At 35.5% G+C, this 13909-nt stretch carries 8 protein-coding genes; 2 read left to right on the plus strand and 6 right to left on the minus strand.

Annotation, left to right across the window (positions count from 1 at the left end):
* Nucleotides 1–34: 34 nt before the first annotated feature.
* Entirely contained in the window at nucleotides 35–3127 is a 3093-nt protein-coding gene (locus tag J8H85_RS12540) for a TAT-variant-translocated molybdopterin oxidoreductase (protein ID WP_209655551.1), read from the minus strand.
* A gap of 33 nt (nucleotides 3128–3160) precedes the next feature.
* Entirely contained in the window at nucleotides 3161–4456 is a 1296-nt protein-coding gene (locus tag J8H85_RS12545) for a cytochrome c3 family protein (protein WP_209655552.1), read from the minus strand.
* A 215-nt stretch (nucleotides 4457–4671) separates the two neighbouring features.
* Here J8H85_RS12545 and J8H85_RS12550 point away from each other — a divergent pair, with 215 nt between their 5' ends.
* Nucleotides 4672–5064, plus strand: coding sequence for an SPOR domain-containing protein (locus tag J8H85_RS12550; protein WP_209655553.1), 393 nt, complete (start codon nucleotides 4672–4674; stop codon nucleotides 5062–5064).
* Nucleotides 5065–5141: 77 nt separating this feature from the next.
* Here J8H85_RS12550 and infB read toward each other — a convergent pair whose 3' ends face one another.
* Genes infB through rimP form a run of 3 tightly spaced genes read right to left on the minus strand, consistent with a single transcriptional unit; the run spans nucleotide 5142 to nucleotide 9680 of the window.
* Nucleotides 5142–7943: a translation initiation factor IF-2 gene (infB, locus tag J8H85_RS12555; RefSeq protein ID WP_209655554.1), complete on the minus strand. Its 2802-nt coding sequence runs from the start codon at nucleotides 7941–7943 to the stop codon at nucleotides 5142–5144.
* 29 nt (nucleotides 7944–7972) lie between these two features.
* The gene (nusA, locus tag J8H85_RS12560) at nucleotides 7973–9205 is read right to left on the minus strand and encodes a transcription termination factor NusA (RefSeq protein ID WP_209655555.1); all 1233 of its coding nucleotides are present in this window, start codon (nucleotides 9203–9205) and stop codon (nucleotides 7973–7975) included.
* A 13-nt stretch (nucleotides 9206–9218) separates the two neighbouring features.
* Nucleotides 9219–9680, minus strand: coding sequence for a ribosome assembly cofactor RimP (gene rimP, locus J8H85_RS12565; RefSeq protein ID WP_209655556.1), 462 nt, complete (start codon nucleotides 9678–9680; stop codon nucleotides 9219–9221).
* Nucleotides 9681–9903: 223 nt separating this feature from the next.
* Between rimP and J8H85_RS12570 the strand changes: the two genes are divergently transcribed.
* Nucleotides 9904–10728: a universal stress protein gene (locus J8H85_RS12570; RefSeq protein ID WP_209655557.1), complete on the plus strand. Its 825-nt coding sequence runs from the start codon at nucleotides 9904–9906 to the stop codon at nucleotides 10726–10728.
* A gap of 97 nt (nucleotides 10729–10825) precedes the next feature.
* Here the strand turns inward: J8H85_RS12570 and J8H85_RS12575 are convergent, their stop codons facing one another.
* Nucleotides 10826–13873, minus strand: coding sequence for a choice-of-anchor I domain-containing protein (locus J8H85_RS12575; RefSeq protein WP_209655558.1), 3048 nt, complete (start codon nucleotides 13871–13873; stop codon nucleotides 10826–10828).
* Nucleotides 13874–13909: the final 36 nt, after the last annotated feature.

The raw sequence follows: 13909 nt of genomic DNA on the forward strand, positions 1-13909 counted from the left end.
TTTAAACTTTTTACTTTCAAACTCTTTACTTGATTTATGCTTCAGTTGTATTTCTCACTTTTGTTTGATACATCACGTTTGGTTTAACCCCTACATGCTCTAACAAGTGGTACATACGTTTATCTTCTTTAAGTTTTGCAACTTGACTTTCTTTATCGTTGATGTCTCCAAAAACCATAGCGCCACTTCCACAAGCTGCAGAACATGCTGTTTGGAATTCTCCATCTTTAATTTCACGTCCATCACGCTTAGCATCAAGAATTGTTTTTTGTGTTTTTTGAATACACATAGAACATTTTTCCATAACACCACGAGAACGTACTACAACATCTGGATTCAATACCATACGACCTAAATCGTCATTCATATGATAATCAAACTCATCATTGCCATTGTACAAGAACCAGTTGAAACGACGTACTTTATAAGGACAGTTGTTTGCACAATATCTAGTACCTACGCAACGGTTGTAAGCCATGTGGTTTTGACCTTGGCGACCATGAGAAGTTGCTGCCACAGGACATACAGTTTCACAAGGCGCATGGTTACAGTGCTGACACATTACTGGTTGGAATGCTACTTGTGGGTTTACAGAAGCATTTTCCATTTCACCAAATTCGCTTAACGAACTTCCTAATCCAGAAATATTATCTTTTTTCTCGTTATCACCTTCAAAAGATTCTTCAGATGAATAATATCTATCGATACGTAACCAATGCATATCACGGCTACGACGCACTTCTGTTTTACCAACTACCGGTACATTATTTTCAGCGTGACAAGCAATAACACAAGCCCCACATCCTGTACAAGCATTTAAGTCGATTGACAGATTGAAATGATGCCCTATAGAGCGATCAAATTCATCCCATAAATCTACCTCTGGAGATGTTACTGGAGTTTCTTTATGGTTTAAAGATACTACAGGAACTGCATTCCAATGTTTTTTATCTTTGGTATTGAAGATTTCTAAAGACGTTTCTTTAATGATATCGCCACGACCCATTAAGGTATTATGTAACTGTACCGATGCAAATTCATGCTCACCAGCTGCAGCCTCAATAGTAACGTTTTGTACCGTGTTAAAATCTTTATATAATGCATAGGCATTCACACCTGTTTGCATTTCTTCTTTTAATCCTTTAGTTTTTCCGTAACCAAACGCTAAACCAACGGAGCCTTTAGCTTGCCCTGGTTGAATCATTACTGGAGCTGTAATAGTGGTTCCGTTTACAGAAACTTTAGCATAACTACCATTTAAGGCACCGTTAGCAACGTGCTTATTCATTAAACCTAATGCATCAGCATCAGCTTTTGAAATGGTTAAATAGTTATCCCAAGATGTTCTTGTAATGGGGTCTGGAAACTCTTGTAACCATGGGTTATTGGCTTGTTGCCCATCACCCATACCTACTTTGGTATATAATGTTAATTCTAAACCTGATTTTTTAGCTGAAGCAGTTAAAGCACTAGCAGCATTTCCTGAAGGCACGTCTGCTGATGTTTCAGCATCCGATGTATTTTCAGTTTCAGTAGCAATGGCTCCAACATAAACACCATCATGTAGTGCTTGATTGAATGAACTACCACCTAAAATACTGGTTCCCCAGGTTTCTTTAATATAATCGTGGTAAGAAACATCGCTTCCGTTCCATTTTAATAAAGCCTCTTGAAATTGTCTGGTTTTGAATAACGGACGAATAGTTGGCTGTGTTAAAGCATAATGTCCCTTTTTCAATTCAACATCGCCCCAAGATTCTAGATAATGAGGTGCTGCTGCAACGTATTGGGTTTCTGATGCGGTTTCATCAACTTTCATTGAGAACGCAATAGATAATTCTGTTTTCTTTAATCCTGCTACAAAATCTGAAGCATTAGGCAACGTGTAAACTGGATTTACGCCACTCATAATAATGGCTCCAATTTTACCTGCCTTCATATCAGCAACTAAATTTAAAACCGCTTTATCATTACCTTGTCTTGTTTTAATAGGTGTTTTTGGATCGAAAGCTTTACTGCCTAAAAATTCATTAATTTCAAAAACAACAGTTTGTGCATTTACATCTTGAATTCCAGTAACTACAACTCCTTCGCTTCCTGCTTTCTTTAATTGAGCTGCTGCTTTTTTAACGGCTTCTTCAATATGTGATGGTAAACTTCCTGAAACAGAACCACCAACCACATAACTATATAATTTAGCTAAAGCTATTTTTTGTTCACTTGGTGTTAATGGCACACGCTTATCAGCATTCGCACCAGTTAAAGACATATTAGACTCAAACTGAATGTGACGCGACATTTCACCGTTTTGTGGGATTTTGTTTTTTGAGTAACCAGAATCAAAACCACCACCTTGCCAATCGCCTAAGAAATCGGCACCAACAGAAACGATGGTCATGGCATTAGAGAAATCGTAATTAGCTAAACCACGCTCTCCATATTTTGCTTGGTAGGCATCCAACGCGGCCGATTCTGAAACAGCATCATATACAACGTGGCGAACATTACCATATTTTTCTTTAAACTCAGAAATCAACTTACTTGTAGAAGGACTTGCGAATGTTTGCGTAAGTAACACAATTTCTTTTCCAGCTACTTTTAAATCGGTTAATTTTTGATTGGTTTCTTTATCAAATGTACTCCAAGAAATAGAAGTGCCTCCTTTTTTAGGCCCTTGAACTCTTAAACTATCGTACAATCCTAAAACCGAAGCATTAACTCTAGCATTAGCTGTTCCATTAACAGCTGCTAAAGTGTTATTTTCAATTTTAATGGGACGACCTTCACGCGTTTTAACTAAAACACTAGCAAAATCAAATCCGTCTGCAATAGTTGTTGCATAGTAGTTAGCAACTCCAGGAATAATTTCTTGAGGTTGTACTACATAAGGAATAGATTTAACAACAGGTCCTTCACAAGCAGCTAAAGATGCTGCAGCTGTACTAAACCCTACATATTTTAAGAAATCGCGACGTGTAGTAGAACTTGCTTCCAATGCATCTTTATCACCTAAAAATTCATCAGCAGGAATTTGCTCTACAAACTCGTTTTGTTTTAGCGTCTCAACAATAGAACTATTCTCGTTTAGCTCTTCAACACTTTTCCAGTATTTCTTGTTTGATGACATATTATATAATTGAATTACTTCTTATTAAATTTATTAATAGTGGCATTTACCACATTCTAAACCACCCATTTGAGCAGCAGTCAACTTGTCTACACCATACTTTTTAGATAATTCTTCATGAATTTTAGTATAGTAAGCATTATCTTTTACGTTAACATCGGTAGTTCTATGACACTCAATACACCAACCCATAGTTAAAGGTGCATGTTGAGAAACCACTTCCATTTCTTCAATCGGGCCGTGACATGTTTGACATTCAACACCAGCAACAGTTACGTGTTGTGAGTGGTTAAAGTAAACGAAATCTGGCAAGTTGTGAATACGAACCCATTTTACAGGTTGTGAATTCCCGGTGTATTTTTGTTCAGCATCATCCCAACCAGCTGCTTTGTATAGTTTTTTAATTTCACCATCATAGAATTCTTTAGAATGTTCTGGAGTTGTTTCTCCATTGTATTCATAAATTGATTTATGACAGTTCATACAAACATTTAAAGATGGAATTCCTGAAGTTTTACTTGTTCTTGCAGAAGAGTGACAGTATTTACAATCGATACCGTTATCACCAGCATGAATTTTATGTGAAAAGTGAATTGGTTGCACTGGTTGGTAACCTTGATCTACACCAACTTGCATTAGATATCCATAAACAAAATAGGCGCTTGACAATAAAAAGAATATTGCAACAACCAACATTAAAAATTGGTTCTGAACAAAAGCTTTCCAAAGTGGTGTTCTTTTTGTTTCTTCTGGTAATTCTATATTTTGAGCTGAAGCAAAGCGGCGTAATGTTTTGTTTACTAAATATAAACCTGCTGCTAGTAATATAAATAGGATTGCTAAAGCCCCTAAGATAATTTCGTTTGAAACACCTCCAGTTGAGGCTGTATTATCCGTTGCAACCGCAGCTCCACCAGCAGCTGCTGCAGGCGCTTCTGCTTTTACCTCTGCAGTATAAGCTAAGATGTTATCAATATCTTCATTTGACAATTGTGGGAAAGCAGTCATAGCCGCACCACCATACTCGTTATACACTTTGTTTCCGTAAGCGTCGCCAGACTTAACAACTCCAGCACTATTATGAACCCAATTGTAAATCCAATCTTTATCCAAACCTTGCTCATCAGCTAAACGCGCTTCCACATTTCGTAGAGCAGGCCCTGTCATTTTCTTATCTAATTGATGACATGCTGCACAATTGGCATTAAATAATGATTTCCCTTTTGCTGGATCTCCTTGAGCGGAAAGAGCGGTTGTAAACGCTAATAAAATAATTAAGCCTAAACTAAGAATGCTTTTACTTAATTTACGGTGAATCACCTTTCTCATATTGTTGGTTATATTAACTTCTAAACTATGGTATGACTTTTGTCATTTATTAAATGAAAAAAATACAGTTAAAAAAATCTCTCGCAAAAGTAATATTAAAAGTCGATTTGGGAAATGTTAGAGAACTGTTAATTGGTAATTTAGAGAGATTCTAAATAATAAAAACAGCTCAAATTAAGTTTTTAACGTATACATTTGTATAAATATATTTGAAAATGAAATCATTGAATTTAAAAATTAGCGCTTTAGGCATTTTAGCATTTATATCTGTTTCCAACTATTGTTTTGCTCAACAAGGAACTGTTGTTGTAAATCAGGACAAAAAAATAGCCACTTTGCTTGAGGTCAAAAAAGAAATGAACAAAAATGAACCTGATTCTGAAAGATATAAAATACAAATTTATAATGGAAATGACAGATCGGGTGCATATACTGCTATGAAAGAATTTAGCGCATCTTTTAGCGATTGGAAATCTACCGATATTTATGAGCCACCAAACTTCAAAGTTTGGGTAGGTGATTTCAGAACAAGATTAGAAGCAGACCGCGCTTTGAAAAAAATAAAAAGCAAATTCCCTGCTGCATTTATTTTTAGACCTAAAAAATAAAGATTCTTAGAGCGTTAGAATGTTAGAAGCATAAAAAAAGCGACCAGTGGTCGCTTTTTTTATTTCTTAAATGATGATTATTTAAGTTTCTTTTTAACTTCCACTTGGTGGAATGCTTCTATAATATCTCCTTCTTGAATATCATTATAGTTTTTAATTTGCATACCACAGTCGAAACCTTTTGTTACTTCTTTAGCATCATCTTTAAATCGTTTCAATGAAGCTAATTCACCAGTATACACAACCACACCATCTCTAATTAAGCGTACACTAGAACTTCTAAGAATTTTTCCACTAGTAACCATACAACCGGCAATGCTACCAATTTTGGTTACTTTAAATATTTCTCTTATTTCTGCGGTACCTAAAATTTCTTCTTTGAACTCTGGAGATAACATTCCCTCCATCGCATCTTTAAGATCGTTGATGGCGTCGTAGATAATAGAGTATGTTCTGATATCAATTTCTTCCTTATCAGCAATAGAACGAGCATTTCCTACCGGACGCACATTAAATCCGATAATAATAGCATCTGAAGCAGATGCTAATAACACATCACTTTCCGTAATGGCTCCAACACCTTTATGCAAGATATTCACTTGAATTTCCTCTGTTGATAATTTTTGGAATGAATCGGTTAACGCTTCCACAGAACCATCCACATCACCTTTAAGGATGATATTCAACTCTTGGAAATCACCTAAAGCAATACGACGACCAATTTCATCTAAAGTAATATGACGTTGTGTTCTAACAGATTGCTCACGTTGTAATTGGGCACGTTTTGATGCAATTTGCTTCGCTTCGCGTTCATCTTCAAATACATTGAATTTATCACCCGCTTGTGGCGCACCATCTAGACCTAAAATAGATACAGGTGTTGATGGACCAGCTGCTTCAACATTGTTTCCACGTTCGTCGTGCATGGCTTTTACCTTACCACTATTTTTTCCAGCCAATACATAATCTCCAACTCGAAGTGTTCCTGCCTGTACTAAAATAGTTGCTACGTAACCACGTCCTTTATCTAAAAAGGCTTCTACTACGGTACCTAATGCTGGTTTATTTGGGTTTGCTTTCAGCTCTAACAATTCAGCTTCAAGCAATACTTTTTCTAATAATTCTTTTACGCCCGTACCTACTTTTGCTGAAATATCGTGTGATTGGATTTTACCGCCCCAATCTTCTACCAATAAATTCATTTGTGCTAATCCTTCCTTAATTTTTTCAGGGTTTGCAGCTGGTTTATCTATTTTATTAATAGCAAATACAATAGGCACCCCTGCTGCTTGTGCATGGGCAATAGCCTCTTTGGTTTGTGGCATGATATCATCATCGGCAGCAGCCACAATAATAGCGATATCGGTTACTTGAGCTCCACGAGCACGCATTGCGGTAAACGCTTCGTGACCCGGTGTATCTAAGAACGCAATTTTTTGTCCGTTATCCAATTCTACACCATAGGCTCCAATATGTTGTGTAATACCACCAGATTCTCCGGCAATTACATTTTCTTTACGGATATAATCCAGAAGCGATGTTTTACCATGATCTACGTGACCCATTACGGTTACAATCGGTGCTCTTGGTTTTAAATCTTCTTCTTTATCTTCATAAATATCGATAGATTCTTCAATATCGGCAGTAACAAATTCTACTTCGTAACCAAACTCTTCAGCAACAATAGAGAGTGTTTCAGCATCTAAACGCTGGTTCATGGTCACCATCATTCCAAGCGACATACATGCAGAAATGATTTGAGTCACAGAAACATCCATCATAGTTGCAACTTCACTTGCCGTAACAAATTCGGTTACCTTTAGAATTTTACTTTCTGCTGCTTCTTGCTCTAAATTTCTTTCCGTTTGATCTCTATGTTGATCTCTTTTATCTCTTCTATATTTTGCGCCTTTACCTTTAGATGATTTTCCTTGAAGTTTTTCTAAAGTTTCACGTACTTGCTTTTTAACATCCTCATCACTAGGATCTTCTTTAACAATGGGGCGTCGTGATTGACCAGGTTTCCCTTTAAAACGGTCGTTGCCAGCTCTAATTGGTGCGCCTGGACCTCTAGTGTCGGCTCCTTGTTGCGGACCACCAACTTTACTGATACGTCTGCGTTTTTTCTTGTTAGCGCCAGCATCTCCAGATTTTGCGTCTGGTTTTTTATCTTCTTTCTTTTTCTTTGGCTTATTGAACTGTGATAAATCAATTTTATCTCCAGCTATTTTTGGACCTGTAAGTACCTGATATTTGGTTTTAACTTTTTCATCTGGCACTAATTCACCATCCGAATTTGTTCTCAGTTTTTTAGGCTCAACTTCTTTTTTAGGTTCTTGAGTAGTTTCAGATTTAGGTTTAGAAACTTCTGGCTTAACTTCTTTCTTTACCTCATCAATAACAGGCGCTTTTACTTCTTCCTGTTTAGCAACTGCTGGTTGAACAGGTTTTTCTACAGTTTCTTCTTTAGGAACCTCTACCGCTTTTTCTTCTTGCTTTGGTTCTACAGGTACTTCTGCAGGTTTTTTTGGTTCTAAATCGATTTTTCCAACCTGTTTAGGACCCGAAAGAGTTTTAGAGGCTTTAATTATTTCCTCTTTTCTGGCTGCCTCTTTTTGTTTTTCTTCAAGCTCACGCTCGCGTTGCTCACGCAACACTTCTTTTTCTTTCTGTTTTGCTTCACCAACTTCTTTTGATGCTACTTTTTTGTTAGCATCCGTTTGAAATTCGTTTGAAAGAATTACATGTACTTCTTCTGAAATTTTAGTATTCGGACTTTTCTCAATATCAACCCCTTTTGATTCCAGAAAATCAACAGCACGGTCAATAGAAATATTGAGTTCACGTAATACTTTATTTAATCTAATTGTGTCAGCCATAAATTGCCTTTAAAATACTCAAATATATGTTATTCTTCAAATTCTTCTCTAAGAATTCTAATAACGTCTTTAATTGTTTCTTCTTCTAAATCGGTTCTTTTTACTAAATCGTCTACATCTTGCTCTAAAATACTTTTTGCAGTATCCAATCCAGCTTTACTAAACTCTTCAATAACCCATCCTTCTATTTCATCAGAGAATTCTCTTAACTCAACATCTTCCTCGGCACCTTCCCTAAATACATCTATTTCATAACCAGTTAATTGGCCCGCCAAACGAATGTTATGACCACCTCTACCAATGGCTTTACTTACTTCTTCTGGCTTTAATATAACTTCTGCACGTTTGGTTTCTTCATTAATTTTTACTGAAGTTACTCTTGCAGGACTTAATGCTCTTGTTATGTATAATTGTAAATTGTTTGTGTAATTAATTACATCAATATTTTCATTACCTAATTCGCGAACAATACCATGAATTCTTGATCCTTTCATACCAACACAAGCACCAACAGGGTCAATTCTATCATCATAAGAATCTACCGCTACTTTTGCTTTTTCTCCTGGTATTCTAACAACGTTTTTAATGGTAATTAAACCATCGAAAACTTCTGGTATTTCTTGTTCAAAAAGCTTTTCTAAAAAAGCAGGCGATGTTCTAGACATAATGATGGTTGGTTTTGCACCTTTTAACTCCACACTATCTACAACACCTCTTACATTATCACCTTTTCTAAAGAAATCTGAAGGAATTTGTTTTTCCTTTGGAAGCACAATTTCGTTTCCTTCATCATCCAGTAAAATAACAGCTCTGTGACGAATGTGGTGCACTTCTGCCGTATAAATTTCACCGATTAAATCTTTAAATTGTTTAAAAACAATAGTGTTATCGTGTTCATGAATTTTAGAAATTAGGTTTTGACGCAATGCCAAAATAGCACGTCTTCCTAAATGGATAAGCTTAACTTCTTCAGATACTTCTTCGCCAACTTCAAAATCTGGCTCGATTTTTCGAGCTTCTGATAATGAAATTTCTTGGTTTGGTTCTTCAACCTCACCATCGGCAACCACCACTCTATTTCTCCAAATTTCTAAATCACCTTTATCAGGATTTACAATAATGTCGAAATTATCATCGTCACCATATTTCTTTTTTAAGGCGCTTCTAAACACATCCTCTAAAATCGCCATTAACGTTACTCTGTCAATTAGCTTATCGTCTTTGAATTCTGAAAAAGATTCAATTAACGCGATATTCTCCATAACTCTTATTGAATTAAAATTTAATCATAACTTTTGCTTCTACAATATCTTCGTAAGCGATTTCCGCTTGCTTTTTAACAGTTACTTTCCCTTTACCTACCGGTTTTGGTTCTCTAACTTTCCATTCCAATGTAATATTTGTGTCGGTTGCTTTAGTAAGTGTGCCTTCAAATTTTTCTGAAGCCGTTCTTACCAATAACTCGCGTTTCAAATTTTTACTATACTGTCTTCTATTCACTAACGGCGAAGTGGCTCCTGCCGACATAACTTCCAAAGAAAAATCATGTTCTTCTCTATCAATGTTATGCTCAATGGCCCTACTTACAAACATGCAATCTTCAACTAAAACGCCATTATCACCATCAATAACAATATTGACATGATTATCTGTGCTAATTGAAAAATCAATTAAAAACAAATCTGGACGTTCTACTAACGCCGTTTCCAGTAAATCTTTTACAATATTTTTAAACATTTTTATTATAAAAAGAGGGGACTTTCCGTCCCCTCTTATTTAGTTTTAGCCTTTCAACGGTGCAAATATATAATATTTTATTGATTTTTAAAGTAATATTTCATAAATTTAGGTATAACTTACTTGTGAAATTATGAAACGAGTATGTTAAAAATTTTATCACAAAAGGGAATAATTAACAGTAAATAATAGGTGTTCATTATAAAATAATAAATACAGCCATATGAAAAAAATACTTGTCCCTACCGACTTTTCCACTCAAGCCGAAAACGCTTTAAAGGTAGCCGCTCAATTAGCAAGAAAGCATGAATGTGAAATTTATTTGCTACATATTCTTGAGGTGCCCATGCACACCATAGATGCTTTAAGCACTTATAACGATTTGCCGGAAGCCATGTTTTTTATGAAACTGGCGCACAAGCAATTTGAAGAATTGAAAGCACAAGACTATTTAAAAGACCTTGTGATACACGAACAAGTAGAATTTCATGAGATATTTAAAGGGGTTTTTCACGTTTGCAAAAAACACCACATCGATTTGGTTATTATGGGTTCTAATGGTGCCAGCGGTTTAAAAGAAATGCTTATTGGAAGCAATACCGAAAAAGTGGTGCGTACATCTGAAACTCCTGTGTTAGTTATTAAAAATGAACACAAAACGTTTAAAACCAAACATTTTGTATTTGCATCCGATTTTAACGAAGAAAGCATTGAACCGTTTAAAAAAGCCATTGCATTTGCTAATCTGTTTGATTCTAAAATGCATTTACTTATGGTGAATACGCCCAATCATTTTATTACATCTAGCGACGCCCAAACTAGAATACAAAATTTTATTAAAGATATAAAAATGCCAAATTATACTATTAATATTTACAACGATGTGACTATTGAAACTGGCATTATGAATTTTTCACAATCTATTGAAGCCGATATCATTGGCATGAGCACCCATGGCAGGCAAGGTATCTCCCATTTCTTTAATGGCAGTATAAGTGAAGATTTAGTAAACCACGCCAAAAGGCCTGTTATTACTTTTAAAATTTAAAAAAGTTGTAAAGGAACAGAGAAGCAAAGTTTTAAAAAAATCACAAAAAAAAATCCCAATCTTTCGACTGGGATTTTTTTAAGTACTTTTTTAATAATTACAATTTCACAAAGCGTTTAACACCGTAGTTCATTGTTTTTATAATATACACTCCAGACGTTAATTGAGAAACATCCAACGTGTTTTCATTATTAAATGTTTTTATTTCTTGTCCATTTACATTATAAATACTTCCTGATATTGTTTTATTGAACTTTAATATATTGTTGCTTACTGGATTTGGGTACAATTTAAAGTTGTTTTTAGCAACTTCTTCACTAATACTTAAAACCATATCTTCAATTTGAATAATTCCTAAAGAACCACTTACTTCGTAACCCACTAAAAGCATGTTTTTTGAGTTTGGGCTATCGGCAGCTGGTATGAACTTTATAATTTCAGGAGCCGTATCACCAGAAGTTCTATTCCCTGAATAATATGTGATAAACTCTACATCATTTGGATTAGTAATATCGTACATTAAGATAGAACTTTGTCTTTCCAATCCTATAAAAGCATAGGTTTTACCATCAATTGTTCCAATAGCAACTGCTTCTGGTTCGCCACCTTTATCATCTGACCTCCCATCTTTAGTTCCTTCATCTTCATTAAACAACGCAGATTCTTCAGAATTTATTTTTAATGAAAATTGGTTAGCGCTATCAAATATTAAATTTCCGTATTCATCAAAAATTGAAAACGATCTTCCTCCGTAGGAATATATCTGCTCAAAAGTACCATCATTGTTATAATCTCCATCTGCAATGGTTGTTTTTAATCTACCTAAATTTGCATCGGTTTGAAGCGCCACGGCATTTGGATAATAGGTTGTGTTTAATGTTAAATCTTTAACACGTACTTCTTCAGAAAATCCACCGTAATCTCTAGAATCGCCTTCGTTTGCTGTAACTATGTAATTTAATCCATTCACATTATAAGAAGTAATCGCATCAGGCATAAACATCCCTAATGTTGGGTGCTCGGTAATGTTTACTGCATTATCCCTATCGGAAGCATCAAAACCATAATCGTTTGCAAATGATATAATTCCTAACACACTTGCATCCGTTATTCCTGCACCTGCTAAACCAAAATCGTTATCGTTTATAACTGCAATTTCATTATTTGGCAATAAGGCAATACCTTCTGCTTTATCAGAAGATTGGTAACCAATACTTGGTAAGTTTACCACTTTTGTTTTGTGGGCCACACGGATATTTTCTGCAACCATATCATCTGCTGATAACTCTTCTAGTTCTTTTCCAGCGTACAAACCATTACCTAAAATGTTAGTGGCAAAATTGATATCGATTTCAAAAATATATTTTTTACCATAAGTAGCTGCTGGCCCTTCAGAATCGCGTTCAATAACCAAAAATTTACCATTGCCTGTGTACACGGCATCACCTATTTTATCAACTCTTGAAGACGCGTAACCTGCATCTTTATTTCTTTCTAATAAATACACATATTCTTCAACTGGTGTACCTGTATTGGCGTCAATACCTAATATTCTAACAACATCCGATTTATTTCTTACAGCTGCGCTTGACGGGTTATCTAAAGGCGATTGTATAAATGCATAAACTACATGCTTTGTTTCATCATAAGCAATGGCTTCAAAACCTCTATTGTCCCATCTTTTTGAATATACCGCAGGCAATGTTTCATTTCCATATGTACCAACTGCTTGTGGAGTTGTTCCTAATAATGAAGTTCCAGATGGCACAAATCGGTCAATTAGTTTTCCTGTTGCATCAAACTTGTACATGGCAGGTCTGTACTCATCACACATCCAAAAATTTCCATCTTTATCAATTAGAATACCTTCAAAATCGCCACCGAATTCATCATATGGAAGTGCGTGGTATGCTTCCGAAGCACCATCTACATAATCTGTATTAGCATAAGCTGTAGAGGCATCGGTATAAGTTACAGGCACCTCATCAAAACCTGAAATATTTCCTTTTCCAGTAATGGGTGTAGTACCATCTTGTCTGGTTAGCAAAATTTGAGCATCTAAAGTGATAGCTCCTGTCGTTTTATTTAATGTGAACTTGGCAATTCTACCTTGGTAATCTGGTAATTTAAAAGGTCTTAAAGGTTTTGATGAAGCTGGTGTAACACCTGAAACCGCATCGGCATTAGGACCTCTATCTGGAACTGCATAAAAAACGTAATTAGTTGTTGTTGAGCTTGCAGCGTCATAAAACAATCCTGAAAAGCCACCCAAAGCCACGGGTGCTTGTCCGCCATCGTAAACTGGCGTTCCTAAAGTTGGCCAACTTGCAGCTAGTTCATTTACAACATAGCTTGTAACAGTAGGCGTACCTAATATATGATTTTTATAGCCTAAAGGTAAAATATCAATAATAGTATTGGTTGTTAAATCGACAACAGCAAACGCATTGTTTTCTTGACAACCTACATACGCTTTAGTACCATCTGCTAAAACCGTGATATATTCTGGCTCCATATCTTGTGAAACCGTAGCTAAACCATTGTTTCCAAAAATACGGATGCCTTTATTTTGAAGGGATGCTTTTTTGTTATCATAACTATTAAAATTAATAGAAGTAACAGTAGCAGACAAAACGCCCGAATTTAAATCTATTACCGAAATAGTTCCTTCTGGGTCGTTCGTATAATCATCAGACGGTTCACCTTCATTGGCTACCAAAATTTTGGTGAAGTCTGGTGTAAAGGTTAACATATCCGGTAATGCTCCAACAGTTACTTGATGAACGTAGTCGCCATTCAAATCAAAAAACACAACTTTTCCAGCGTTTTGTTTTGGGCTAGCTTCTACGGCAATAGCTACTATATTTTGATGAATAGCAATTGAGTTTGGTCCGCCTCCATAAGAAGATAAATCTACGGTTTTAACTAATGAAGGTATTGACGGATTACTAATATCAACAATAGTGAAACTATTGCTTGCTGAATTAGTAAAAAAAGCTTGTTTGTTAGTTACATCATAAGCAACTGTTTCAGCGGAAGCTTCAACACCTGTTTTATAACTAGCCAAATGCTGAAGCGCATTTTGACTATTAACTGTCGTGAATGACAAAGCTAGTAAACTAGCAAGGAAAGTAATTTTTTTCATTTTATTTGATAGGATTAATTAATCCAATAAATAAAG

It is taken from the genome of Mariniflexile gromovii, assembly GCF_017814435.1.
In the GTDB taxonomy this organism is placed as follows: Bacteria; Bacteroidota; Bacteroidia; order Flavobacteriales; family Flavobacteriaceae; genus Mariniflexile; species Mariniflexile gromovii.